This window comes from Achromobacter sp. JD-1 (assembly GCF_038594925.1).
GTDB lineage: Bacteria > Pseudomonadota > Gammaproteobacteria > Burkholderiales > Burkholderiaceae_B > Achromobacter > Achromobacter spanius_C.
This window is the reverse complement of sequence record NZ_JBCGCS010000001.1, coordinates 147178-173437: the sequence shown is the minus strand read 5'-3', so window position 1 is coordinate 173437 and position 26260 is coordinate 147178. Positions and strand designations below refer to the sequence as shown.

The window sequence follows — 26260 nt, the reverse complement described above, 5'->3', positions numbered from 1 at the left end:
GCCGCTTTTTCCTATTCTTTCAAGAATGACCTCCGCCACGACGCCGACCCCAGCTGCATCCAATTTCCTGCTTAACATCGTCCAGGACGACCTTGAAGCCAATCGCTTCCAGGGCAAACGCTGGGCGGGCAAGCCTGGCCCGGCCGACGTGCAGGCGCAGGGGACGGCCGATCCGGCCCGCATCCGCACGCGCTTTCCGCCGGAGCCCAACGGCTATCTGCACATCGGCCACGCCAAGAGCATCTGCGTGAACTTCGGCCTGGCGCGCGACTTCGGCGGTGTCTGTCATCTGCGCTTTGACGACACCAATCCCGAAAAGGAAGACCAGGAATACGTCGACGCCATCATGGAAGCCGTGCATTGGCTGGGCTTTGACTGGAAGGCCGCCGACGGACAGGAAAACCTGTACTTCGCCAGCGACTACTTCGGCTATATGTATGAGTTCGCCGAAGCCCTGGTCGAAGCCGGCCATGCCTACGTCGATGCGCAAAGCCCCGAAGAAATCCGCGCCAACCGTGGCACGCTGACCGAACCCGGCACTGATTCGCCCTGGCGCAACCGCCCGGCCGCGGAATCGATCGCCCTGCTGCGCGAAATGCGCGACGGCAAGCATCCGGACGGCAGCCTGGTGCTGCGCGCGAAGATCAACATGGCGTCGCCCAACATCAACCTGCGCGACCCGGTCATGTACCGCGTGCGCCACGCCACCCACCACCGCACGGGCAACCAATGGTGCATCTATCCGATGTACAGCTGGGCGCACCCGGTGGAAGACGCGCTGGAAGGCATCACGCACAGCGTGTGCACGCTGGAATTCGAAGACCAGCGCCCGTTCTACGACTGGATCCTGGCGCGCCTGGCCGAGCTGGGCAAGCTGGCCCAGCCGCTGCCGCATCAATATGAATTCGCTCGTTTGAACCTGAGCTACGTCGTCACCAGCAAGCGCAAGCTGCTGCAACTGGTGCGCGAAGGCCATGTGGACGGCTGGGACGACCCCCGCATGCCGACCATCTTCGGCCTGCGTCGGCGCGGCTACACGCCGGCCTCGATCCGCCTGTTCTGCGACCGCACCGCCGTGTCCAAGTCGGATTCGCGTATTGACTACAGCCTGCTCGAACAAGCCGTGCGCGACGACCTCGACCCCATCGCCGCCCGCTCGGTGGCCGTGCTGGATCCGATCAAGCTGGTGATCACCAACTACCCGGAAGGCCAGACCGAACTCTGCACCGCCCCGCGCAACCCGCACGACCCGGAAGCCGGCGTGCGTGAATTCCCGCTGTCGCGCGAGCTCTGGATTGAACGCGACGACTTCCGCGAGGAAGCGCCGAAGAAGTATTTCCGCCTGTTCCCGGGCAACACCGTGCGCCTGAAGTACGGCTACGTGGTGCGCTGCACCGGCTTCACCAAGAACGAAGCGGGCGAAGTCGTTGAAGTCCAGGCCGAATACCTGCCCGAGACCAAGAGCGGCACCCCGGGCGCGGACAGCGTCAAGGTCAAGGGCAACATCACCTGGGTCAGCGCCGCCCATGCGGTGGCCGCCCAGATCCACCTGTACGACCGCCTGTTCGCCGACGCGCGTCCCGACGGCGGCGACAAGGATTTCCTGACTTGCCTGAATCCGAACTCCAAACAGACCGTCACGGCCTGGCTGGAACCGGGCACCGTCGCCACGCCGGGCGCCACCTGGCAATTCGAGCGACTGGGCTATTTCACGGCCGACCTCAAGGATTCCACGGAGGCCGCTCCGGTGCTGAACCGCATCGTTACCCTGCGCGACTCCTGGGCGCAAGGCTAAGTCCGCCGCGCGTGCGTAACACGGGAAAAAGCGCCTTCGGGCGCTTTTTTCTTTCGTCTTACCCCCTGCGCACCCCACCCCGGCGCGGGTTATCATGCCCGACATCCCGCAGCCGGTTGCGCGCGCCGTTTTCCTGGCGCCGGACCGCCAGCCACAATCAAGATGAATACTGAATCCCTAGCCCTGGACTTCAAAAGCGCCACCCTTTACGCCATTCGCGTGGTTCTGCACAGCGCGGACCCCGAACGCCTCGCCGCCGCGCTGGCCAAGCGCATGGCGGATGCCGGCAGCTTCTTTGAAAACGAACCCGTGGTCATCGACGCCAGCCGCGTCGAAGAAACAGTCGACTGGAAGGCGCTGGTCGACGCGCTGCGCGCACACAACCTGCCCGCGATCGGCGTGGTGGCCGAAGGCGCCAACCTGAAGGCCGCGCGCGAGGCCGGCCTGGCTCCGGTTGAGCTTTCCACCCCACCCGCGCGCCCCGCTCCGGTCGTGGATACGGCGCCGCCCAATGATGTGGCAACGCCCGTGCCGTCGGTGCCGGCTGCCGCCGTCGAAACCGCGCCCGCGCCCACCGACACGTCGACGGTGGATAACGCAGCCACGGATAAAGCGGCCACCGATAACGCGGCCACGGCTAGCGACTCCACCGACACGCCTGCCAAGCCCGCCGCCGAGCCGATGCCCGCGCGCGAAGCCAGCAGCACCACCTCCGCGCCCACGCCCACGCAGGCCACGCCGCACTCGGCGTCGGCATTGGTCATTACCAAGCCCTTGCGTTCGGGCCAGCGCGTGTACGCGCGCCACACAGACCTGGTCGTGATCGGCATGGTGAGCCAGGGCGCTGAAGTCATTGCCGATGGCAATGTGCACGTTTACGGCCCTCTGCGCGGCAAGGCCATGGCAGGTGCACGCGGCGATACCTCCGCGCGCATCTTCACGACGCATCTGGACGCCGAGCTGCTGGCCGTGGCAGGGGTGTACCGTGTCGTGGAAGACAAGCTGGACCGCACGTTGCACAACCAGCCGGCGCTGGTGCGCCTGGATGGCGACACGCTGCGGATCGAAGCCTTGAAAAGCTGAAGCAGTGGCCGCTGCTTGGCGTGCGCGCCAACGCGGTATCGCAGCGTCGAACATCAGCATCGAACATCAAGTCTCAACACATTCTGTAAGAAGCCTTACACAGGCTTTTTGCTTTACGATAACGCGGTTTCTTCGAACATAAGGGTTTGATCGTCATGACACGCATTGTTGTGGTGACTTCCGGCAAAGGCGGCGTGGGTAAAACCACGACGAGCGCCAGTTTTTCCGCGGGCCTCGCGATGCGGGGCCACAAGACCGCTGTCATCGACTTCGATGTCGGCCTGCGCAATCTCGACCTCATCATGGGCTGCGAGCGTCGCGTGGTGTACGACTTCGTCAACGTGATTCAGGGCGAAGCCACCCTCAACCAGGCGCTGATCAAGGACAAGCAGCTTGAAAACCTGTTCATCCTGCCCGCCTCGCAAACGCGCGACAAAGACGCGCTGACGCAGGAAGGCGTGGAAAAGGTCATCAACGACCTGAAGGAAATGGGTTTCGAATACATCATCTGCGACTCGCCCGCCGGTATCGAAACGGGTGCGCTGATGGCCGCCTATTTTGCCGACGACGCACTCGTCGTGACGAACCCGGAAGTCTCGTCGGTGCGCGACTCCGATCGCATCCTGGGCATCCTCGCGGCCAAGTCCAAGCGCGCGGTGGATGGCGGTGAACCCGTCAAGGAATTCCTGCTGCTCACGCGCTACAACCCCAAGCGCGTGGTCGACGGCGAAATGCTGTCCTTGGGCGATATCGAAGACATCCTGCGCATCAAGCTGATTGGCGTCATCCCGGAATCGGAAGCCGTGCTGCAAGCGTCGAACCAAGGCCTGCCCGCCATTCATCTGAAAGACACGGACGTTTCCGAAGCCTACAAGGACGTCGTTGCCCGCTACCTGGGCGAAGACAAAGCGCTGCGCTTTACCGATTACGAAAAGCCCGGTTTCCTGAAACGCCTGTTCGGAGGCAAGTAAGCAATGTCCTTCCTGTCGTTTCTGCTTGGTCAAAAGAAAACTTCCGCTTCCGTTGCGAAGGAACGGTTGCAGATCATCCTGGCCCACGAGCGGGGCCGCGGCGACTCGCCCGACTACCTGCCGCAGTTGCAGCAGGAACTTATCGCGGTGATTTCCAAATACGTGAAGATCAACCCTGAAGACATCAAGGTGCACCTGGAACGCCAGGACACACTTGAGGTGTTGGAAGTGAAGATCGAGATGCCGCAAAACGAACCGTGATGCGGCTTGGCTGCCCTGCGCGGCCACAAAAAAATGCCCGGCAGTGCCGGGCATTTTGCATATTGGGCAGGCGTTTAGTGCTTGCCGACCTGATCGCCGATCACGCCACCGATCGCTGCTCCGCCAACCGTACCGAGCACGCCGCCATTGGTGATCACGGCGCCCGCGACGCCGCCCAACGCGGCCCCGCCCACCGTGCTCTTTTGACGATGGCTCATGCCGTCCCAGGACGAGCAGCCAGCCATGGCGGCGGTCATCGCCAGTGCGACACAGATTTTGGAAAGAGATGCGATTTTCATGATGAGGCTCCTATTCTTGTACCCCGGGGGCCGCACCATGGATCTGACGCGAGCGCGCGATCCCCTTTTGGGTTTAGAAGCTTCAGGATCTCAAAATATCGGGGGCCGGGGTGTTAGGTTTGCCCAGGAATTGTGTCAAACAGCGAGAGAATCTTTGCACGCCCCAGGGACGATGTTGCAAGCCGCGTCGGCTATTTGACCAGACGTAACACATCGCGAAAACGCGGGTGCTCGCAAGTTTCCATCCACTCAAATATGGCCATTTCCGACGTGACGATATCCGCGCCATGCGCCCGCGCGCGACGCAGCGCGGCATGATGGTCCGACGGTTTGCGCGACCCCGCGGCGTCCGACACCAGCACCGCGTTGTAGCCCATGTCCGCCAGGCCGATCACCGTTTGCAGCACGCAGATATGCGCTTCGCAACCGGCCACCAGAATTGTTTTTCGCGCCGCCGGCAACCACGCTTCAAAGCCAGGTTCGCGCGTGGAAGAGAAGTGCATTTTCTGGAAAGTGGATTGCACAAGATCACGTAGCGGGTCTACGGTAACGCCAAGCATCTTGCCGTGGTGTTCCGTCGCGACAACCGGCACATCAAGTATCCGCGCGGCTTGCGCGAGCTTGTGCGCGTTATGCAGCACGGCTTCGTTATCGTGGATGGCGGGCATCAGCCGGCCCTGCATATCGACGATGAGTAACGTGGAATCGGAGGCTTGCAGCAGCATGATGAGTGGCTCCCAAGTGGTGCCTAGAATCTACAGCAGGTCGTAGGATGGGTGAAGCGCGATACGACAAAGAAAAGAATGCGATATCGAACGCGCGCAACCCATCAAGCAACGGTGGACCATGGGGAAGATTGGCCATAACGCGACGATTGCGTGATGGGTTGCGCGCGTTGGGCGGCGGGGTATTTGTGCAAACCGTACCGCGCTTCACCCATCCTACAAGGGATAGGCCCACAAAAAAATCCCGGCGTCGCCGGGATCTTTTGGTTTACTTCAGTGCCTTGTAGCGCAGGCGCTTGGGCTTGGCGCCCTCTTCGCCCAGGCGGCGTTTCTTGTCGGCTTCGTACTCTTGGTAGTTGCCGTCGAAGAACACCACTTGCGAATCGCCTTCGAATGCCAGGATGTGGGTAGCGATACGGTCCAGGAACCAGCGATCGTGGCTGATGACCATGACGCTGCCGGGGAACTCCAGCAAGGCGTCTTCCAGCGCGCGCAGCGTTTCAACGTCGAGGTCGTTGGACGGTTCGTCAAGCAGCAGGACGTTGCCGCCGGCGATCAGCGTCTTGGCCATGTGCAGGCGGCCGCGTTCACCGCCCGACAGTTGGCCCACGACCTTGTTCTGGTCGCCGCCCTTGAAGTTGAAGCGGCCCAGATAGGCGCGCGACGACATTTCAAACTTGCCCACGGTCAGGATGTCGGCGCCGTCGGCCACCGCGTCAAATACCGTCTTCTTGTCTTCCAGCGCATCGCGCGACTGGTCCACATAAGCCAGCTTCACCGTCTGGCCGATGCTGACTTCGCCCGAATCCGGTTGCTCGCGGCCCGCGATCATGCGGAACAACGTGGACTTACCGGCGCCGTTGGGGCCGATGATGCCGACGATGGCGCCGGGCGGAATCTTGAAGCTCAGGTCGTCGATCAGCAGGCGGTCACCATAGGCCTTGCTGACGTTCTTGAATTCAATGACCTCGTTGCCCAGGCGCTCGCCCACCGGAATGAAGATTTCCTGGGTTTCGTTGCGCTTCTGGTATTCGTAGGACGACAGTTCCTCGAAGCGGGCCAGACGCGCCTTGGCCTTGGCCTGACGGCCCTTCGGGTTCTGGCGCACCCATTCAAGTTCTTTCTTGATGGTCTTCTGACGGGCCGATTCCGAGGACTCTTCCTGCTTCAGGCGGTCTTCTTTCTGTTCCAGCCACGAGCTGTAGTTGCCCTTCCAGGGGATGCCGTAGCCACGGTCCAGTTCCAGGATCCATTCCGCGGCGTTGTCCAGGAAGTAGCGATCGTGGGTCACGCCGACCACGGTGCCGGGGAACTTGTGCAGGAATTGCTCCAGCCATTCCACGCTTTCGGCGTCCAAGTGGTTGGTGGGCTCGTCAAGCAGCAGCATGTCGGGCTTGGACAGCAGCAGGCGGCACAGGGCCACGCGGCGCTTTTCACCCCCAGACAGGTTGCCGACGATGGCGTCCCAGGGCGGCAGGCGCAGTGCGTCGGCGGCGATTTCCATCTGGTGTTCGATGTCGTCCGAACCGCTGGATGCGGCGGCGGCGATGATGGCTTCCAGGTCGGCTTGCTCAGCGGCCAACGCGTCGAAGTCGGCATCCGGCTCGGCGTAGGCGGCATAGACCTCGTCCAGGCGCTTCTTGGCGGTGACGACGGCGCCCAGGCCTTCTTCGACCGATTGGCGCACCGTGTGCTCGGGGTTCAGTTGCGGTTCCTGCGGCAGATAGCCGATGTTCAGGCCCGGCATGGGGATGGCTTCGCCTTCGATCTCTTTATCGACGCCCGCCATGATCTTCAGCAGCGTCGACTTGCCCGAGCCGTTCAGGCCCAGCACGCCGATCTTGGCGCCAGGAAAAAACGAAAGCGAGATATCACGCAAAATCTGCCGCTTGGGCGGCACGATCTTGCCGACGCGGTTCATGGTGTAGACGTATTGGGCCATGGGCTCGTATAGGGAAAGAAAGCTGATGAACCGTCGATTGTAGGCCGGAACCCTGACAGGCGCGCGTCAGGGACGGAACAGCCCATTCAACCCGCCGCTTTGCCTGCGCGCCCACCCAGACGAGGCGTACGCATCTGCGCCAACATGACGCCCGCCAGCGCCAGCAAACCGCCCACGATGTGGAACAGATGCGGCTTTTCGCCCAGGAAGACCGACGCGATGGCCACCGTACCCACCGGCATCAGGTTCAGGAAAATGCTGGCACGGTTGGGGCCCAGGTGCTTGACGCCCTGCATCCACAGGAAGGGCGCGAACAGGGACGGGAAAATCGCGGCATACAACACCAGCGGCACGTTGTCGGCATTCAGCGGCGATGGCGCGGCCATCAGGAACGCGGGCAGTTGGAACAGCACGCCGAAGCCGATCTGCACGTATAGCGACACCCACGGCCCCACCGGCAAGCCCCAGCGGCGCAGCAACACGCCATACAGCGCATAGGCCAGCGCGGCCAGGCCCATCAGCAGGTCGCCGGGGTTCGCGCCCACGGACAACAGCCGGGCGGGGTCCCCTTCGCCGATCAGCAAGGCCAGGCCCGCCAGCGACACCACACCGCCCAGCATCGCCATCAGCGTGGGCCGCTGGCGCAGCACCACCGTGCCCACCGCGATGGTCAAGAGCGGGATCATGGCAGTGATGATGCCCATGTTGGTGGCCGTGGTGCTGGAAGCCGCCACATAGGCCAGCCCCTGGTATAGCGCCATGCCCAAGCCACCCAGCACGGCGAATTTCGGCAGATAGGGCCAGATCAGGCGGCGTTGCGTCCACACGCCCCGCAAGGCGAACGGGGTCAGCACGGCGCCGGCCAGCGCCCAGCGGTAAAACCCGATGACAGCAGGAGAGATGACGCCGGCGGCCATCTTGGTAACGATCATATTGATCGACCAGATCAGGGCCGCCAGCAGCGGAAACAGCAGATAGCGGGCGGGAATGGCGGAAGGTTCTGAGGGCGTCATGGACGGAGGACGGTGATGCGTAGTGGGAATATCGGAACAGGCCGCAAGTGTAGGCCCAGTCCGAATGACGGTGTGTCGTCGCCGTACACCATCCGGATAGCGCCGCGGGCCGAGCATGCCGGAACGACGGCGCAGGGCATTACGCCTGAATCACGATTGCAGCCCAAGCCCGCGCCAGCCTGACAGCCTTGTCACGCCGCGTCATCCAAGCGTCGGATGCAACGCAACGCCGATCGCGCGACAATAGCGCCTGACTTTATGTATCTTGCCGTGCCGTCGCGGCTTCATCGCGCCCAGGAATCCCTTCATGTCCGCCTCTGCCACCCCCCCCGCCTCCGTGACCCATTTCAGTACCTCCGAACTGGACATGCTGGCCAAGACCGCCGATGCGCTCAGCGCCTACCTGGGCAAGCCCGTATTGGCCGAAGTGATCCTGGGCGATGAAGGCACCGAGTGGGTCACGTTCGGTGTCCCGCTGGACGAAGGCGCCGAAGCGGACGAAGAGCAGACCCACGTCCAGATGGGCGGCGCGGGCTCGCGCCTGCTGGGCAATCGCGGCGGCCTGCCGCATGCCGATGACGACACCTACGATTGCCTCTACCTGTGGGCCGTGCAGATTTCCTTGAACGAAGGCGAACGCTTCATCAAGCTGGACCACGACGGCGAAGAGTCCGCGTGGTCCGACAATCTGGAAGACGTGCTGCCCTTCGCCCTGACCGAGGAACCGCAGCCGGAGCCAAGCACAGAGGAAGACGACGAGGATGAGGACGACGAGGACGACGACACGCCGTATGACTCGGTCCACGAGCCTCGCCACTGAAACAAGGCGGGACCGGTGACGGCTTGTGCGCCATTCCGACCCGCCCCTGCAATCACACCCGGCCTTCCTCCACCGCGTGGCACGCCACGATTGACACCCCCGCCAGCATCGCCACCGGCGCTTCGGCCCGACACCGCTCGTTCGCATGCGGGCAGCGCGGATGAAACGTACACCCTGAGGGCGGATTCAAGGGGTTCGGCACTTCCCCCGCCACCGCCGTGCGCGATTTTCCGGCCCCATTGATGTCCGGAATGGCCTCCAGCAGCATGCGCGTATACGGATGCCGGGGTCGCGCGAACAGCTCGTCGCGCGGGGCCACTTCCACCATGCGGCCCAGGTACATCACGCCCACCCGGTCGGCCACGTGATGCACCACCGCCAGGTTGTGCGAAATGAACAGGTAGGTCAGCCCCAGCTCGCGCTGCAGGTCTTTCATCAGGTTCAGCACCTGCGCCTGCACCGACACGTCCAGCGCCGAGGTGGGCTCATCGCACACCAGGAATTCCGGGTTCACCGCCAGCGCCCGCGCAATCGAAATGCGTTGGCGCTGACCGCCTGAAAACTGATGCGGATAGCGGCCCTGGTCCGCCGGGTCCAGGCCCACCTGCTTGAGCAGTTCGCTGACGCGCGCCACGCGCTCGTCGGCCGTCATCTGCGTATGCGTCAGCATCGGCTCCGCAATGATGCGGCCCACGCGCCAACGCGGGTTCAGGCTGGCGTAGGGATCCTGGAAAATCATCTGCAAGCGCTTGCGCAAGTTGCGCCCGCCTTTCTCAGACATCCGCGACAGCGGCTGGCCATCGAAACGGATATCGCCGCGCGTCAGCCCGTACAGGCCCACCAGCATGCGCGCGACCGTGGATTTTCCACAGCCCGATTCGCCCACCAGCGCCAGCGTTTCGCCGCGCGCGATGTCGAACGACACGCCGTCCACCGCGCGCAGCATCACGCGCGGCTTGCCGGCCAGCTTGCGCTCCAACCAGGGCGGCGACACATCGAACCAGCGCGCCGCGTCTTTCACTTCCACCAAGGGCGTGCTCATGCGGCCACCATCGCTTTGTCGTCATGCAACCAACAGGCCGCGCGGGACGTGCCCGCCGGCATCAATTCGGGGCGCTCGGTCGCGCAGCGCGGCAAGCGCTGGCCGCAACGCGGGTTGAACGCACAGCCCGGCGGAATGGCGTTCAGCCGCGGCATGCTGCCGTCAATCTGCACCAGCCGTTCCGTATGCCCGTCCATGGACGGAATCGATCCCATCAGCCCCGACGTATACGGATGGCGCGGCTTGTGGATCACATCGGCCACCGGCCCGATCTCGGCCACGCGGCCCGCGTACATCACCGCCACGCGGTCGGCGGTTTCGGCGATCACGCCCATGTCGTGCGTGATCAGCATCACCGCCGTGCCATGCTCGCGGCACAGGCGTTTCAGCAGTTCGATGATCTGCGCCTGAATGGACACATCCAGCGCGGTCGTGGGTTCGTCGGCCACCACCAGCTTGGGCTCGGCCGCCAGCGCCAGCGCGATGACCACGCGTTGGCGCATGCCGCCCGAGAACTGGTGCGGATAGTGGTCGATGCGTTCGCGCGCCGCCGGAATGCCGGTGGACGCCAGCAATTCCACCGCGCGGTTGCGCGCTTGCGACCACGTCATGTCCAGGTGCGTGACGATGGTTTCGGCCAACTGCCGGCCCACCGTGTACAGCGGGTTCAGGGACGTCAGCGGGTCTTGGAACACCGCGCCGATTTCGCGGCCGCGCACGCGGCGCATCTGCTCGTCGGGCAGGTTGTCGATGCGGCGGCCCGCCAGCAGGATTTCACCCGCGGCGATGCGCCCCGGGGGTTCCAAGAGGCCGATGATGGACGCGCCGGTCAGCGATTTGCCCGCGCCCGATTCCCCCACCACGCCCAGCACTTCGCCGGCCTGGATGGAAAAAGACACGTCGTCCAGGGCGCGTAGCGTGCCGCGGCGCGTGGGAAATTCCACGCGCAGATTGCGGACTTCCAGTAGTGCGCTCATGCTTACCTCAATTCAGCCGCGGGTTGAGCGCATCGCGCAGCCAGTCACCCAGAAGGTTGACCGACAGCACCAGCAGCACCAGCGCCGCGCCCGGGAAAATGGTGATCCACCATTCGCCGGAAAACAGGAAGTCGTTGCCAATGCGGATCAGCGTGCCCAGCGACGGCGCGGTCGGCGGCACCCCAACCCCCAGGAACGACAGCGTTGCCTCGGTGATGATGGCGGTGGCCAGGTGCACCGTGGCCAGCACCAGCACCGGCCCCAGCACATTGGGCAGCACGTGGCGGAACATGATCACGGGCGAGGCCACGCCGATCACGCGCGCCGCCTGCACGTATTCGCGGTTCTTCTCCACCAGCGTGGAGCCGCGCACCGTGCGCGCATACTGCGGCCAGCCGGCCAGCGCGATGGCGCCGATCAGCACGGGGAACGCGATCAGCTCATGCATCTCGCGCGGCACGGCGGCCCGCGCCACGCCATCGATCAAGAGCGCAATCAGAATGGCGGGGAACGACAACTGCACGTCCGCCACACGCATGATGAAGGCGTCGATGCGCCCGCCCGCGTAGCCCGAGATCAGCCCCAGCACAATGCCGATCAGCATCGACAGCAGCACCGACGCCAACCCGATCAAGAGCGATACGCGGGTGCCGTACAGAATGGCCGAGAACAGATCGCGGCCCTGGCTGTCGGTGCCCAACAGATAGTTGGCCTGCCCGTTGTCCTCCCAGGCGGGTGGCAACAAAGCGTCCAACAGTTCCACCGTGGTCAGGTCGAAGGGGTTGTGCGGCGCGACCCAGCCGGCGCCGAACGAGCCGATCAGCAACACGGCCAACAGCAGCGTTGCCAGAATGGCCACGGGCGCCCGGCGCCAGGCCCAGGCGATGTCGCTGTCCCACCAGCGTTTGAGTACGGCGCGCATCAGTGAGCCCCCCCGGCGCGAGTCATTCCCGAACGCAGGCGCGGGTCTACGACGAAATACAGAAGATCGACCACCAGGTTGATCACCACGAAGACCAGCGCGATCAGGCACAGGTACGCGGCCATGACCGGCACGTCGGCGAATTGCACCGCCTGGATGAACAGCAAGCCCATGCCCGGCCACTGGAACACGGTTTCCGTGACGATGGCAAAGGCGATGATGCCGCCCAACTGCAAGCCGGTAATCGTAATGACGGGCACCATGGTGTTCTTCAACGCATGGCCGAAATGGATGGCGCGGCGCTTCAGGCCCCGGGCGCGCGCGAACTTGATGTAGTCCGAGCGCAGCACCTCCAGCATTTCCGAACGCACCAGGCGCAGCACCAGCGTCATCTGAAAGAGCGACAAGGTAATGGACGGCAGGATCAGGTGCTTCCAGCCGGTGGCCGTGAACAGGCCCGACGTCCACCAGCCCACGGCGACGGTGTCGCCCCGCCCGTAGCTGGGCAGCCAACCCAGTTGCACGGAGAACACCAGGATCAACAGGATGCCGATCAGGAAGGTGGGCAGCGATACGCCCAACAAGGATCCGGCCAGCAGCATCTGGGACACCAGGCTGTTGCGCTTGAGCGCGGTGTACACGCCCAGCGGCACGCCCACTACCAAAGCCAGCAAGGCCGCCACCATGGACAGCTCCAGCGTGGCCGGCAAGCGGGACTTCAGCAGGGTGGAAACGGGTTCGCTCTGACGCAGGGAGATGCCGAAATTCCCTTGCACGGCGTTGGCCACGAAATGGCCGAATTGAACAATGGCGGGCTCGTTCAGCCCCAGGCGTTCACGCAACTCGATACGCTCGGCATCGGTGGCGTCCTGCCCCAGCATGATGGTGACAGGGTCGCCGACGTATTGAAAAAGCACAAAGGCCAGTAGCGCGACGGTGAGCATCACCGCTACGGCCTGCAACAGGCGGCGCAGTATGAAAGCAAACATAGGGGAACAACCAAGACAAAACGGCGGGAGCCGGGTGGGCTCCGCGCCGTCTGGTTAGCCGGGATCAGTCAACCTTGACCCAATCGGCAACAAGGCGATTGTCGGCACGGTGGATAACCGTGACGTTCTTGCGCATCGCCCAGGGGATGACCTGGTCATGCAGCGGGATGTGGCCGAAGTCCTTGGCGTGCCCTTGCAGCACGGTGGTGATGTCGGCGTCGCGCTTGGCGGGGTCAGTCTCGGTCTTGATGCGATCAATGATCACGTCAAGTTCCTTGTTGCTGTAGCCGCCCAGGTTGTACATGCCGTCGGCGCCTTCACCCTTGGTGCGGATCAGGTTCTGCAGCGTGTACATGGCGTCGAACGTGGGCACGCCCCAGCCGAACAGGTAGGCGCTGGTGTCAAACGACTGCACCTTGGGGAAGTACGTGGAACGCGGCATGGCGTTCATCGTGGCCTTCACGCCCACCTTGGCCCACATGCCGACCACGGCCTGGCAGATGGCTTCGTCGTTGATGTAGCGGTTGTTGGGGCAGTCCAGCGTGAAGTTCAGGGTGCCGTCGTAGCCGGCTTCCTTCAGCAACGCGCGGGATTTTTCGGGATCGTAGGGCACGCGCTTGTGCACCGATTCCGACCAGCCATGCACCTGCGGCGCGATCATCGTGCCGGTGGGCGCGGACAGGCCACGCATCACGGCGCGCTTGATGGCGTCCACGTCGATGGCGCGGTACAGCGCTTCACGCACGCGGATGTCCTGGAACGGGTTCTTGCCCTTGATGTTCGAATACTGCAATTCCGGACGCTTCTGGTCCAGGCCCAGGTAAATGGTGCGGTATTCGTTGCCTTCCACCACCTTCTGCGCCTGGCGCAGGCGTTGCAGGTCTTGGGCGGCGGGGTCCAGCACGAAGTCGATTTCGCCCGACAGCAGCGCGGCTGTGCGGGTGGCGTTCTGCTTGATCGGCGTGAACACCACTTCGGTCACGTTGCCGACCTTGCCGGCCTTGTTCCACCAGTCCTTGTTTTCTTCAAAGACGGTGCGCACGTCCACTTCGCGCGTCTTCAGCTTGTACGGGCCCGTGCCGTTGGTGTTGCGGGCGCCAAAGGTTTCTTCCTTGTTGACGTAGTCCTGCGGCTTGGCGATGTTGTTCTTTTCGGCCCAGGCCTTGTTCATGATGAACACGTTGGTCAACTGGCGCAGCAACACCGGGTTGGGCGCCGACGTTTCGATTTCGATCGTCAGGTCGTCAACCTTGCGCGCTTCCTTGATGCCGGTGGTGTAGGCCTTGTAGTTCGACGTGGGCGCCATGGCGCGGTGAATCGAGAACACCGCGTCGTCGGCCGTGAAGGCCGCGCCGTCATGGAACTTCACGCCTGGGCGCAGCTTGAAGCGGTACAGGGTCGGCGACACCTGTTCCCATTCCGTGGCCAGGCGCGGCGCCAGCTTGAACGTCTTGTCGTAGTCCACCAGCGGTTCGTAGATGTAGCTGTTGGCGGCGATCGTCATGCCCTCGTTTTGCGAGTGCGGGTCGAACGTAAGAATGTCGCCCTGGGCGGCCCAACGGAATGTCTTGGCCTGCCCGATCGAGGGCACGGCCACGGCGGCGGCGATCGCGATAGCAATCAAGGTGCGGCGCATAGTGGGTTAACTCCTGACATTAGTCTGAATACCGGCGCGAGTGTGCCTAGCCGGTTGACCCGCGTCAATTCAGGGTTTATGCGTACCGTGACCCCTTTTCACAGAGAGAAACCCATTAAGGGACGCATAAGCATCCAACAAAATAATTGGGCCGAACAATGTTCAAGTGCGCGGACGCAACGGACTTGGATGCTGCCCGGTCATTCCTCGTCGTCAATCGGCAACTCCAGCGGCACATGCTCGGTCATCAGCACTTCCAGCATGTTGATCAGCAGTGCTGCCTTCTCTTCGCCAAAGGGAGCCAGCACCGCTTTTTGATGCTGCAAGGCCTGCTCGCACAAGCCCGCGATCAGGTGGGTGCCCTTGGTGGTGATGCACACCCGCGTTTGCCGGCGGTCGGCCCGCACACCCGTGCGCGCCACCAGCCCTTCGGCTTCCATGCGCTGCACCACCTTGCTTAAGGTGGGCTGCTTGGTGATGGCCAGCACCGCCAGCGTGCCAATGGTTTCGCCGGGGCTGCCCTCCAGACTGGCCAGCACCCGCCATTCCGTGACCGACAAGCCGGCTGCCTTCACCTGCAAATGGAATTCGGCCGAGATGCGCTGGCTGGCCTGCGCCAGCAGATAGGCCAGATAGCCGTCGACGAAACGCGGCCCCGACGTACCGCGACCAGTCAAAAGGGTGTCCCGCTGCTTGTCCAACCGCATGTTGCTGTGCCCCCACGCACCGGAATTTCGTGAACGGCCCAGGGCCGGAAAGCGCATTGCACCACGACGGCGCAAACGCGCGCCATGATGTGCCGCAATGCTGTTGCGCAGCACAGGGTATACCCCGAATCGCAACCCATTTTTGCACCATGCCGGGGACGAAAACCCGGCACGAAGCTAGAGAACAACCAGTATATACATCCTTGTTTTCGCGTGATATTTTTTGATTTCCATGAAATTTCATCTTTTTTGTTGACAGCTAAAACGTTGACTCCTAAAGTATTTTTCAGACGGAAGTTTCGTGACACGACGATGCTGCATGGCAGCAAGGCTTGAGGACCGGCAAACCGGCCCGACCAGGAGTTCGAGATGGCTGAAAGGTCTTTCAAGAAAGAAGTCCAGCAGTTGCGAATTGGCGCCGGCGAAGAGTTTCGCGGCGAAGGCATACTTGCCGTCACGAAGGCCTTGCTGCAATCGGGCGTGGGCTATGTGGCGGGCTACCAGGGTTCGCCCATCTCGCACCTGATGGACGTGCTGGCGGACGCCAACGAGATCCTGCAAGAACTTGGCGTGCACTTCGAGGCCAGCGCCTCGGAAGCCACCGCCGCCGCCACGCTGGCGGCCTCCGTCATGTACCCGATACGCGGCGCCGTCACGTGGAAGTCCACCGTGGGCACCAACGTGGCCTCGGACGCGCTGGCCAACCTGGCGTCAGGCGGCGTCACGGGCGGCGCGCTGGTGATCGTGGGCGAAGACTACGGCGAAGGCTCGTCCATCATGCAGGAACGCTCGCACGCGTTCGCCATGAAATCGCAGATCTGGCTGCTGGACCCGCGCCCCAACCTGGAAAGCATGGTCAAGGCCGTGGAAGACGGCTTTGAATTGTCGGAAGCCAGCAAGACGCCGGTGATGCTGCAACTGCGCATCCGTGGTTGCCACGTGCATGGCCGCTTCATCGCCAAGGAAAACAAGCGGCCCGCGTTCTCGCTGGCCCAGGCGCTGGAAAGCCCCGCGCGCGACACCAGCCGCATCGTGCTGCCGCCCGCGTCCTTCCTGCACGAACAGGAAAAAATCAAAGACCGCTGGCCCGCCGCCATTCGCTACATCAAGGAACACAAGCTTAACGAGCACTTCGACGGCGACCAGAACGATATCGGCCTGATCCTGCAAGGCGGCCTGTACAACGGCGTGATTCGCTCGCTGCAACTCTTGGGCCTGGCCGACAACTTCGGCAACAGCCGCATTCCGCTGTACGTCATGAACGTGACCTATCCCGTCATCGAAGACGAGGTCACAGAGTTCTGCCGTGGCAAGCGCGCCGTGCTGCTGCTCGAAGAAGGCCAGCCCGATTACATTGAACAGAACCTGCACGCCGTGCTGCGCAAGGCGGGCATCGACACGCATCTGTCCGGCAAGGACGTGCTGCCGATGGCGGGCGAATACACCACGCAAGTGATGCGCGACGGCCTGCGCGAATTCCTGAAGCGCCATCGCCCGGAATCGCTGCAGACACATGCGGCGGTGGCGGTGGATGCACAAGCCGAAGCCCGGCAACTGGAAATCACGGAAGTCTCGCGGCCGAAGCCTGCACCCAAGCCCGCTGAACAGCCCATCACCTTCCACAAGCAGGTGCAGGGCCTGGCCTCGGTGGTGCCACCGCGCCCCGCCGGCTTCTGTACGGGCTGCCCCGAACGCCCGATCTTTTCCGCGCTGACGCTGGCGCAGGAAAAGCTGGGGCAGCACCATATTTCCTGCGACATCGGCTGCCATCTGTTTTCCATCCTGCCGCCCTTCAACCTGGGCGCCACCACCATGGGCTACGGGCTGGGCGCGTCCAGCGCGGCGGCGTTCAACGTGCCCGCCGCCAAGCGGCCCATCTCGATCATGGGCGATGGCGGCTTCTGGCATAACGGTTTGTCGTCCGGCATCGGCAACGCGGTGTTCAACAAGTACGACGGCGTCATCGTCATCGTCGACAACTTCTACGCCTCGGCCACGGGCGGGCAAGACATCCTGTCGTCGCGCGCCGACAACCCCGACCGGTCCACCAACAATCCCATCGACCATGCCGTGCGCGGCGTGGGCGTGAAGTGGGTCCGTACGCTGGACCGCACCTACGACGTGGCCAAGGTGCGCGCCACGATCGAAGAAGCGCTGACCACCGACATCAAGGGCCCCAAGGTCATCATCGCGCAGTCGGAATGCATGCTGAACAAGCAGCGCCGCGTGAAGCCGCTGTTCAACAAGGCCGTCAAGGAAGGCCGCCGCATGGTCAAGGAACGCTTTGGCGTGGACCCCGATGTTTGCACCGGCGACCACGCCTGTATCCGGCTGTCGGGCTGTCCGTCCTTGTCCATCAAGGACAGCGGCGACCCCTTGAAGGAAGACCCCGTGGCGCACGTGGAAAGCAGTTGCGTGGGCTGCGGCAACTGCGGCGAAGTGGCCCATGCCGCCGTGCTGTGCCCGTCTTTCTACCGTGCCGACATCGTGCACAACCCAACCGGCACCGACCGCTTCCTGGCGCGTGTGCGCGGTGCGGTCATCGGTTTCCTGCAACGCCGCCGCGCCGCGCGGCTGGCCCAATACGCCCTGTAAGGACTAGCCCTTCATGAACCCGGTGGCAATGCAGCAAGGCAACCCGATCAAGATCGCCATCCTGGCCATGGGCGGCCAGGGCGGTGGCGTGCTGGCCGACTGGATCGTCGACATGGCCGAGCACGCCGGCTGGTGGGCGCAGACGACTTCCGTGCCCGGCGTGGCGCAGCGCACCGGCGCCACCATCTACTACCTGGAACTGCTGCCCGAAGCCGACGTGGCGCGCGCCGGACGCGCGCCCGCGTTGGCCTTGATGCCCACGCCCGGCGACGTGGACCTGGTCGTGGCCGCCGAATTGATGGAAGGCGGCCGCGCCATCCAGCGCGGCCTGGTCACACCGGAACGCACGGTGTTGCTGTCGTCATCACATCGCAGCTACGCCGTCAGCGAAAAGTCCGTGCCCGGCAACGGCATTGCCGACCCCAACAAAGTGCTGGAAGCCGGCCGCGCCGCCGCCAAGCGCTTCCTGTGCTTTGACTTGCAAGACCTGGCAGACCGCGCCGGCAGCGTCATCAGCGCCAGCCTGTTCGGCGCGGTGGCCGGCAGCGGCGCCCTGCCCTTCACGCGCGAAGATTTCGAAGCGACCGTGCGCCGCGCCGGCCTGGGCGTGGACGCCAGCCTGCGCGCCTTCGCGCTGGGTTTCGACGCGGCGCATCAGGCGCCCGCCCGACCCGCCGCCATTGACCTGACGCGGCCCGTGGCCGACGTGCCCGAACGCGCCGCCAGCCCGAAGACGCAAGCGCTGCTGGACACCATCAAGCGCGACTTCCCCGCCTGTGCGCAGCCCATGCTGACGGCCGGCGTGCGCCGCCAGCTTGAATTCCAGGACGCCGCTTACGCCGCTGACTACCTGCGCCACATGAAGGCGTTGCGCGACCTGGATGCCCAACACGGCGGCGACGCAGAGCAATGGGCGCTGACCTGTGCCGCCGCGCGCTACGTCGCCACCGCCATGGCCTATGACGACGTGATCCGCGTGGCCGATCTGAAAACGCGCGGCACGCGCTTTGAACGAGTGCGTCGCGAAGTGGGCGCGCGCGCCGACCAACTGGTCATGACCACCGACTACATGCACCCACGCCTGGAAGAAATCTGCGGCACGATGCCCACGGGCCTGGGCCGCTGGCTGGAAAGTTCCAAGGCCTTCGGCGGCTTTGTGGAACGCCGGCTGGGCAAGGGCCGGCTGATGCAAAGCGGCACGCTGAGCGGTTTCCTAATGCTGTATTCGCTGGCCGGCATGCGCCGCTTTCGCCGCCGCACGCTGCGCCATCAGATTGAATCCGAAGGCTTGCGGCAATGGCTGGACCTGATCACCCGACTCGCGCCACGGGACTACGCGCTGGCGGTTGAAACCGTGAACTGCCGCCGCCTGGTCAAGGGCTATAGCGACACGCATGTGCGCGGTGGCGGCAAGTACCGCCAACTGCTTGCGGCGGCTGAACAACTGGTGGGCCGGCCTGACGCCGCCGCCTCGTTGCGCGCCTTGCGCGAGACCGCGCTGGCCAACGAAAGCTGCGCCCCCATGGAACGTCAGATGGCTGAAAAGCTGGCGGCCTGATCCAAAGACCCGAATACCGGAATACCGATAGAGACAAACGCCGTGCAGACACTGAAACTCATCATCCGCGAAGTCCGGCAAGAGTCGCCGCTGATTCGATCCTTCCGCTTGGCGCGCGAAGACGCCGGGCCGCTGCCCGCCTTCGGCCCCGGCGCGCATTTGAAAGTCACCGTGCCCGGCCTGCGCGAACCGCGCTGCTATTCGCTGGTGCAACTGACGCCCGACGCCGGCCAGTTCGCGCAGCCCACGGAATACCGCTTGGGTGTGCGGCTGGAGGAAACCAGCCAGGGCGGATCGCGCCACATGCACGCGCTGGCCGAAGGCGACACGCTTGGCGTCGAAGGCCCCAAGAACGATTTCCCGCTGCATGAATCGCCGGCAGGCGACGAACCCGTGGTGCTGATCGCGGGCGGCATCGGCATCACGCCGGTGGCCTCCATGGCCGCCGCGCTGAAAGCCGCCGGCCGCGACTTTCATCTGCACTACTGTGGCCGCAGCAAGGATCAACTGGCCTTCCTGCCCGAACTGGAAGCACTGGCAGGCAGCAGCCTGACCGTGCACGCGGACGACGACCCCGCCTGCCGCTTCGACCTGCAAGCGTTGCTGGCCGCCTCCAACCCCCGCCAGCACCTGTACGTATGCGGCCCCAAGGGCCTGATCGACGCCGTCATCGCCGGCGCCAAGGCCCGCCATTGGCCGGATGCCCACATCCACTTCGAACTCTTCGTCACCGCCGCCGCGCAAGCCGGCGACCAAGCCTTTGAAGTCGAACTGCGCCAGTCCGGCCGCACGCTGACCATCCCCGCCGACAAGACCATCGTCGACGTCATGGAAGAAGAAGGCTGCGACCCGATGTACGACTGCAAGCGCGGTGAATGCGGCGTCTGTCAGGCAACCGTGCTGGAAGGCGAGCCTGACCATCGCGACTACTACCTCTCGGACACCGAGAAGGCCAGCGGCAAGATCATCCAGATCTGCATCTCGCGCGCGAAATCGCAGCGCCTGGTGCTGGACCTGTAAGGCCGCCGGCCCCGACGACAAGGAAGCGACCATGGCCAAATACCGCGACAACCCCGACGCCATCCGCGCCCTGCTGCGCGACACGGAAGTGCACAAGGACCTGTTCATCGACCAGGAACTGTTCGACCTGGAAATGGAGCGCCTGTACGCCAACACCTGGGTCTACGTCGGCCACGACAGCCAGGTGCCGAACAACGGCGACTACATCACCACCACCATCGGCAACCAGCCCGTGGTGATGGTGCGCCACAGCGACAAGAGCGTGCGCGTGCTGCACAACCGCTGCCCGCACAAGGGCACGATGGTGGCGGGCGAGGCCTGCGGCAACACCGGCAAGTTCTTTCGCTGCCCCTATCACGCCTGGACGTTCAAGACCGACGGCAGCCTACTGTCGATACCGTTGAAAAAGGGCTACGAGAACACCGGACTGGAAAACTGCGAAGCCAGCCAGGGCATGGCCGCCGTCAAGGATGTGAAGAACCATCGCGGCTTCGTGTTCTGCCGACTGAACCCGGAAGGCCAGTCGTTCGAGGACTTCTTTGGCGAATCGCTGTCCACGCTGGACAACATGGTGGACCGCTCGCCGGAAGGCCGCCTGGAAGTGGCCGGTGGCGTGTTGCGCTACATGCACCGCTGCAACTGGAAGATGCTGGTCGACAACCAGACCGACACCTGCCACCCGATGGTGGCGCATGAATCGTCGGCGGGCACGGCGGTAAAGGTGTGGGAGCAAGCGCCCGAAGGCACGCCCAAGCCCATGGCGGTGGAATTGTTCGCGCCCTTTATCTCGCCCTATGAGTTCTTCGAGAACATGGGCATCCGCGTCTGGGAAAACGGCCACGGCCATACCGGCGTGTCGGACTCCATCCATGCCTCGTATTCCGGCGTGCCGGGCTATTGGGATTCGATGGTTGCCGCCTACGGCGAGGAACGCGCCAAGCAAATTTTGGGCGACGTGCGCCACAACACCGTGTACTTCCCCAACATCATGGTGAAAGGCCCGATCCAGACGCTGCGCATCTTCAAGCCCATCGCCGCCGACCGCACGCTGGTCGAGTCCTGGACGTTCCGCCTGGTCGGCGCACCCGACCTGCTGCTGGAACGCACGCTGATGTACAACCGGCTGATCAACGCGCCCACGTCCGTCGTCGGCCATGACGACCTGGAAATGTACGAACGCGCGCAAGACGGCTTGAATTCGCGCGCGCGTGACTGGGTCAATGTGGGCAGGCTGTTCACGCCCGATGAGGCCGGCCAGAAAAACGTCACCACCAACGGCACCAACGAATGGCAGATGCGCAACCAATACCGCGCATGGGGCCGCTACATGACCGGACCGGAGTCGGTATGAGCGCAAGCGACCGCGAGTTGATCGATTTTGTCTACGCCGAAGCGCGCCTCTTGGACGAGCTGCGCTTTGAGGACTGGCTGAACCTGTACACCGAAGACGGCTACTACTGGATGCCACTGGCGCACGGCCAGACGGACCCGAAGCTGCATGCATCCCTGATGTACGAAGACAAGCTGTTGCTGCGCGTGCGCGTGGAACGCCTGGCCGGCCAGCGCACGTTTTCGCAGCAGCCAAAAAGCCGCTGCCATCATTTGCTGCAAGCCCCCACGGTGGAGCACGACCACCCTGACGCCGCGCCCGCCGAAGGCCGTCACGTGGTGCGCACCGCCTTTCACTATGTTGAAACCCGGCAGGACACGCAGACGCTGTTCGCCGGCTGGGCCACGCACCACCTGGTGGAACAGGACGGCGCGCTGCGCATCCGCTTGAAGCGCGTTGACCTGGTCAACTGCGATGCCGCCTTCGGCAACATCCAATTGTTCATGTAGGAGCGGCGTGTGAACACCACCGTCCATCAGGCTTTCAGCGACACCGCCGCCCGTTATGGCGCCCAGCCCTTCTTGTGCATCCTGCCGGAAACGGCCGATGTTTATGGCATAGCCGCTGGCGAACTGTCGTATGGCCGCGCGGCCGACGCCATTGACACGCTGCGCGCCGCCTACGCGGCAGCGGGCTACGGCCACGGCCACCGCGTGGGCCTGCTGCTGGAAAACCGCCCCGCCTTCTTCCTGCACTGGTTCGCGTTGAACGCGCTGGGCGTGTCGGTCGTGCCGATCAACCCGGACCTGCGCGCGGCCGAACTCGAATACCTGACGGGCCACTCCGAGATCGCCCTGGCCGTCGCCCTGCCCCAGCGCCACGCCGACCTGATGGCCGCCGCCGAGCGCGCCGGCCGCCCCTTGCGTGTGATGAGCCCGGACGACGCGCCCCCGTCAGCGCCATTCGCCGCGCCGCTGGCGGACACCCCGCCCAGCGAACTGACGGAATGCGCGCTGCTGTACACCTCCGGCACCACGGGCCGACCCAAGGGCTGCATCCTGCCCAACCGCTATTTCCTGCACGCGGGCGGCTGGTATTCGCGCATCGGCGGGCTGGCCGCGCTGCGCCCCGGTCAGGAACGCATGCTGACCCCGCTGCCGCTGGTACACATGAACGCCATGGCGTATTCGGCCATGGCCATGGTGCTGACGGGCGGCTGCCTGATTCCGCTGGACCGCTTCCATCCCAAGACCTGGTGGGACAGCGTGCGCAACTCCGGCGCCACCGTGCTGCATTACCTGGGCGTGATGCCCGCCATCTTGATGAAGGCCGCGCCGTCCGACAGCGACTTGCAGCCCGCCATCCGTTTCGGCTTTGGCGCCGGCGTGGACCGCACCTTGCACGCGCCTTTTGAAGCGCGCTTCGGCTTCCCCTTGCTGGAAGCCTGGGCCATGACCGAAACCGGCGCGGGCGCCGTCATCATCGCCAACCAGGAACCCCGCCACATCGGCACCAGCAGCTTTGGCCGCGAGGAAGACGATGTGCAGGTCCGCATCGTGACCGACGCCGGCCAGCCCGCCACCGTGGGCGAACCCGGCGAACTGCTGGTGCGCCACGCGGGTGAGGACCCGCGCTACGGTTTCTTCGCCGGCTATCTGAAAGACGAAGCCGCCACCGATGAGGCCTGGCAGGACGGCTGGTTTCACACGGGCGACATCGTGCGCCGCGAAGCCGACGGCGCGCTGCGCTTTGTGGACCGCAAGAAAAACGTGATCCGCCGCAGCGGCGAAAACATCTCGGCCGTGGAAGTGGAAAGCGTGCTGATGCAGCATCCGCTGGTCAAGGCCGTGGCCGTGGCCGCCGTGCCCGACCCGGTGCGTGGCGACGAAGTGCTGGCCTGCGTCGTGCCCGAAACCCTGCCCGCCGATGACGCCGCCATGACCGAGGCCGCGCGCGGCATCGTGCAGTGGTGCCTGCAACAACTGGCCTATTACAAGGCGCCCGGCTATGTGGCCTTTGTGGACAGCCTGCCGCTGACCACCACCAACAAAATCCAACGCGGCGAAATGAAGGCGTTGGCGCCGACCTTGCCCGGCACGGCGCGCTGCATCGACACCAACGCCATGAAAAAGCGCCAGGAGCCTACCCGATGAGCCGACTGGGATACGACGGCATCGTGGCGGCCCTGCCCGTCACCATTCCGTACGAGCGCTATTCCACCCATGCCGCGCACTGGTGGCTGGGCCGCGCGCTGGGCGCGTTGATCCGGCAATCCGGCGTGGCCAAAACCGATGTCGACAGCCTGTGCGTGTCCAGCTTCACGCTGGCGCCCGACACCGCCGTGGGCCTGGTTCAGCACCTGGGCATGAGCCCGCGCTGGCTGGACCACATCCCCATGGGCGGCGCCAGCGGCGTGGCGGCCTTGCGCCGCGCGGCCCGCGCCGTGCAGGCGGGCGACGCCAACATCGTGGCCTGCATCGCGGGCGACACCAATCATGTGGACTCGTTTCGCAACACCGTCAGCCAGTTCTCGCGCTTTGCACAAGACGCCGTCTACCCCTATGGCGCGGGCGGCCCCAACGCCAGCTTCGCGCTGCTGACCGCGCACTACATGCGCGCCACCGGCGCCACGCGCGAAGACTTCGGCAAGCTGTGCGTAGCCCAACGCGACAACGCGCTGCGCTACCCGCACGCGCTGATGAAAAAGCCGCTGACGTTGCAGCAATACCTGGACGCGCGCGTCATCACCGACCCCATCCATCTGTTCGACTGCGTGATGCCCTGCGCGGGCGCGGATGCCTTCCTGGTGATGCGCGAGGAGCAGGCCCGCGCCTTGAACCTGCCCCACGCCCGCATCCTGTCCACCATCGAACGCCACAACGCCTGGATCGACGACCCGATCCAGACGCGCGGCGGCTGGACAATGGACGTGGATGAACTCTACGGCCAGGCCAAGGCCACGCCGGCCGACATGGACTTCCTGCAAGCCTATGACGACTACCCCGTCATCAACCTGATGCAGATTGAAGACCTGGGCTTTTGCGAAAAAGGCGCCGCACCCGCCTTCGTCCGCGACCACACGTTCACCGTGGATGGCAGCTTTCCCTTCAACACCAACGGCGGCCAATTGTCGGTGGGCCAGGCGGGCGCCGCCGGCGGCTACCTGGGCATGGTCGAGGCGCTGCGCCAATTGACCGGCACGGCGGGCGGCACGCAAGTTCCGGATGCCCGCATCGGCATGGTCAGCGGTTTCGGCATGATCAATTACGACCGTGGGCTGTGCACCGCCGCGGCCATTCTGGCAAGGAGCGACGCATGACCGAGCCGCTAGCCAAGCCGCCCCGGAAGAATCCGGTTGCGCGCACCCGCCAGCCCACCTTGCCGCCCGGCTCGCGCAGCCGCACGGCCCTGGGGCTGACGGCCGCTGCCGCCGAAGGCCGCTTTGATTTGCAAACCTGCGCCGATTGCGGCGCGGTGCAATATCCGCCGCGCGAAGTGTGCGGCCACTGCCTGTCCGAACACCTGCCCTGGCGCCCTGCCGACCCCAACGGCGTGCTGCTGGTCAGCACCACCTTGCATCACAGCAACGACCTGTATTTCCGCGAACGCCTGCCCTGGCGCGTCGGCACGGTGGTGATGGACGCAGGCCCGTCCGTGGTCGCCCACGTGCACCAGGATTGCGCCGACGGGGCGCGCGTACGGCTGGCCCTGAAACTGGACCGCAGCGGCCAAGCCGTGATGATCGCCCTGCCTGAAAGGAACACGCCCAACATGGAAGACGACAAGACCCTGCGCGAAACCTCGTGCGACCCGAAATTCCGCCGCGCGCTGGTCACCGACGGCAAGACCGCCGTGGGCCAGGCCGTGGCGCGGGCCTTGCTGGACGCGGGCTGCCCCACGATATTCCTGGGCGACGCGCAGTCCTGGAAGCGCAACGCCGCCTTTGACGCGCTGGTTGCCGACCCGCGCGTGCAGTCGGTTGCCCTGGACGTGACGGACTCCGATTCCGTGGACCGGCTGGCCGCCTCCATCGGCGGCAAGGTCGAAATCCTGGTGAACACGGCCGACCTGGAACGCGAAGGCGGCCTGCTTTACCGCAAGGACGTGAACACCGCGCGCGACGCCATGGACGTGAACGTGCTGGGCCTGATGCGCCTGGCGCAAAGCTTCGGCCCCGCCCTGTGCGGCCGCGCCGCCGACGGCGTGAACAACGCCACCGCCTGGGTCAACGTGCTGTCCATCTACGCGCACATGAACCTGCCGTCGCGCGGCATGTGGTCGGCTTCCAAGGCCGCCGCGCTGTCGCTGGCCCAATGCCTGCGCGCCGAAATGCGCGGCGCGGGCGTACGGGTGGTGAATGTGTTCCCCGGTCCCGTCGACCACGAATGGGAACAGCGCACGCCGCCGCCGCGCGTTGCCCCCGCCGCCATCGCCTCCGCCATCGTGCGGGCGCTGAAGGACGGCGTGGAAGACGTGTACGTGGGTGACGTGGCGCAAGAATTCCGTGCACGCCTAGCCGACAACCCGAAGGGGCTGGAACGCGAGCTGGGCGCCTGACCGCGCCCACCACGCCAC

General features: G+C 64.6%; 23 protein-coding genes. 13 read left to right on the top strand and 10 right to left on the bottom strand.

Annotated features, from left to right (window positions below; translation table 11 throughout):
* Positions 1 to 25 precede the first annotated feature (25 nt).
* From WBR68_RS00730 to minE, 4 genes are all read left to right on the top strand, one after another.
* Positions 26 to 1795 carry a glutamine--tRNA ligase/YqeY domain fusion protein gene (locus WBR68_RS00730; RefSeq protein WP_050448962.1) on the top strand — a complete coding sequence of 590 codons (1770 nt, stop codon included), beginning with the start codon at positions 26 to 28 and terminating at the stop codon, positions 1793 to 1795.
* A 162-nt stretch (positions 1796 to 1957) separates the two neighbouring features.
* Positions 1958 to 2878 (top strand): septum site-determining protein MinC, encoded by a 921-nt coding sequence (gene minC / locus WBR68_RS00725; protein WP_127183616.1) that lies wholly within the window; start codon positions 1958 to 1960, stop codon positions 2876 to 2878.
* A gap of 155 nt (positions 2879 to 3033) precedes the next feature.
* A complete protein-coding gene (gene minD, locus WBR68_RS00720; RefSeq protein ID WP_050448916.1) occupies positions 3034 to 3849 on the top strand; it encodes a septum site-determining protein MinD in 816 nt (271 codons plus the stop codon).
* A gap of 3 nt (positions 3850 to 3852) precedes the next feature.
* On the top strand, positions 3853 to 4110 hold the full coding sequence (gene minE / locus WBR68_RS00715) for a cell division topological specificity factor MinE (protein WP_050448917.1): 258 nt from the start codon (positions 3853 to 3855) through the stop codon (positions 4108 to 4110).
* Between the two features lie 74 nt (positions 4111 to 4184).
* Here the strand turns inward: minE and WBR68_RS00710 are convergent, their stop codons facing one another.
* The 4 genes from WBR68_RS00710 to WBR68_RS00695 all read right to left on the bottom strand — a co-directional run bounded on the left by WBR68_RS00710 (position 4185) and on the right by WBR68_RS00695 (position 8089).
* Positions 4185 to 4409: a glycine zipper 2TM domain-containing protein gene (locus WBR68_RS00710; RefSeq protein ID WP_039882797.1), complete on the bottom strand. Its 225-nt coding sequence runs from the start codon at positions 4407 to 4409 to the stop codon at positions 4185 to 4187.
* A 191-nt stretch (positions 4410 to 4600) separates the two neighbouring features.
* Positions 4601 to 5134 carry an isochorismatase family protein gene (locus WBR68_RS00705; protein ID WP_127183615.1) on the bottom strand — a complete coding sequence of 178 codons (534 nt, stop codon included), beginning with the start codon at positions 5132 to 5134 and terminating at the stop codon, positions 4601 to 4603.
* 268 nt (positions 5135 to 5402) lie between these two features.
* Positions 5403 to 7076: an energy-dependent translational throttle protein EttA gene (gene ettA, locus WBR68_RS00700; protein ID WP_050448919.1), complete on the bottom strand. Its 1674-nt coding sequence runs from the start codon at positions 7074 to 7076 to the stop codon at positions 5403 to 5405.
* An 86-nt stretch (positions 7077 to 7162) separates the two neighbouring features.
* Positions 7163 to 8089 carry a DMT family transporter gene (locus tag WBR68_RS00695; protein ID WP_050448920.1) on the bottom strand — a complete coding sequence of 309 codons (927 nt, stop codon included), beginning with the start codon at positions 8087 to 8089 and terminating at the stop codon, positions 7163 to 7165.
* Between the two features lie 307 nt (positions 8090 to 8396).
* On the opposite strand from WBR68_RS00695, the gene WBR68_RS00690 reads away from it, so the two are divergent.
* Positions 8397 to 8909, top strand: coding sequence for a hypothetical protein (locus WBR68_RS00690; RefSeq protein ID WP_230693359.1), 513 nt, complete (start codon positions 8397 to 8399; stop codon positions 8907 to 8909).
* A 52-nt stretch (positions 8910 to 8961) separates the two neighbouring features.
* On the opposite strand, the gene WBR68_RS00685 is transcribed toward WBR68_RS00690, so the two are convergent.
* From WBR68_RS00685 to WBR68_RS00660, 6 genes are all read right to left on the bottom strand, one after another.
* Positions 8962 to 9951 carry an ABC transporter ATP-binding protein gene (locus tag WBR68_RS00685; protein ID WP_050448922.1) on the bottom strand — a complete coding sequence of 330 codons (990 nt, stop codon included), beginning with the start codon at positions 9949 to 9951 and terminating at the stop codon, positions 8962 to 8964.
* Positions 9948 to 10928 (bottom strand): ABC transporter ATP-binding protein, encoded by a 981-nt coding sequence (locus tag WBR68_RS00680; RefSeq protein WP_050448923.1) that lies wholly within the window; start codon positions 10926 to 10928, stop codon positions 9948 to 9950. The genes WBR68_RS00685 and WBR68_RS00680 overlap by 4 nt, the downstream gene beginning before the upstream one ends.
* 7 nt (positions 10929 to 10935) lie before the next feature.
* A complete protein-coding gene (locus tag WBR68_RS00675) occupies positions 10936 to 11850 on the bottom strand; it encodes an ABC transporter permease (protein ID WP_050448924.1) in 915 nt (304 codons plus the stop codon).
* Positions 11850 to 12839 (bottom strand): ABC transporter permease, encoded by a 990-nt coding sequence (locus WBR68_RS00670; RefSeq protein WP_230693358.1) that lies wholly within the window; start codon positions 12837 to 12839, stop codon positions 11850 to 11852. Before WBR68_RS00670 ends, WBR68_RS00675 begins: the two co-directional genes overlap by 1 nt.
* A 64-nt stretch (positions 12840 to 12903) precedes the next feature.
* Positions 12904 to 14475: an ABC transporter substrate-binding protein gene (locus WBR68_RS00665; protein ID WP_230693357.1), complete on the bottom strand. Its 1572-nt coding sequence runs from the start codon at positions 14473 to 14475 to the stop codon at positions 12904 to 12906.
* A gap of 200 nt (positions 14476 to 14675) precedes the next feature.
* Positions 14676 to 15182, bottom strand: a complete 507-nt coding sequence (locus WBR68_RS00660; protein WP_050448963.1) for a MarR family winged helix-turn-helix transcriptional regulator — start codon at positions 15180 to 15182, stop codon at positions 14676 to 14678.
* A 369-nt stretch (positions 15183 to 15551) separates the two neighbouring features.
* Between WBR68_RS00660 and WBR68_RS00655 the strand changes: the two genes are divergently transcribed.
* Genes WBR68_RS00655 through WBR68_RS00620 form a run of 8 tightly spaced genes read left to right on the top strand, consistent with a single transcriptional unit; the run spans position 15552 to position 26242 of the window.
* Complete coding sequence (locus tag WBR68_RS00655) at positions 15552 to 17777, top strand: indolepyruvate ferredoxin oxidoreductase subunit alpha (protein WP_230693356.1); 2226 nt, start codon at positions 15552 to 15554, stop codon at positions 17775 to 17777.
* Positions 17778 to 17790: 13 nt separating this feature from the next.
* Positions 17791 to 19335 (top strand): indolepyruvate oxidoreductase subunit beta family protein, encoded by a 1545-nt coding sequence (locus WBR68_RS00650; protein WP_230693355.1) that lies wholly within the window; start codon positions 17791 to 17793, stop codon positions 19333 to 19335.
* A 42-nt stretch (positions 19336 to 19377) separates the two neighbouring features.
* Positions 19378 to 20355 (top strand): PDR/VanB family oxidoreductase, encoded by a 978-nt coding sequence (locus tag WBR68_RS00645; protein WP_230693354.1) that lies wholly within the window; start codon positions 19378 to 19380, stop codon positions 20353 to 20355.
* A gap of 31 nt (positions 20356 to 20386) precedes the next feature.
* A complete protein-coding gene (locus WBR68_RS00640; protein WP_230693353.1) occupies positions 20387 to 21706 on the top strand; it encodes an aromatic ring-hydroxylating dioxygenase subunit alpha in 1320 nt (439 codons plus the stop codon).
* Complete coding sequence (locus WBR68_RS00635) at positions 21703 to 22194, top strand: aromatic-ring-hydroxylating dioxygenase subunit beta (RefSeq protein WP_050448931.1); 492 nt, start codon at positions 21703 to 21705, stop codon at positions 22192 to 22194. The genes WBR68_RS00640 and WBR68_RS00635 overlap by 4 nt, the downstream gene beginning before the upstream one ends.
* A gap of 9 nt (positions 22195 to 22203) precedes the next feature.
* Entirely contained in the window at positions 22204 to 23838 is a 1635-nt protein-coding gene (locus WBR68_RS00630) for an AMP-binding protein (RefSeq protein ID WP_230605823.1), read from the top strand.
* Complete coding sequence (locus WBR68_RS00625; protein ID WP_230605821.1) at positions 23835 to 25004, top strand: thiolase family protein; 1170 nt, start codon at positions 23835 to 23837, stop codon at positions 25002 to 25004. The genes WBR68_RS00630 and WBR68_RS00625 overlap by 4 nt, the downstream gene beginning before the upstream one ends.
* Positions 25001 to 26242, top strand: coding sequence for an SDR family NAD(P)-dependent oxidoreductase (locus WBR68_RS00620; protein ID WP_230605818.1), 1242 nt, complete (start codon positions 25001 to 25003; stop codon positions 26240 to 26242). Before WBR68_RS00625 ends, WBR68_RS00620 begins: the two co-directional genes overlap by 4 nt.
* The last annotated feature ends 18 nt before the right edge of the window (positions 26243 to 26260 follow it).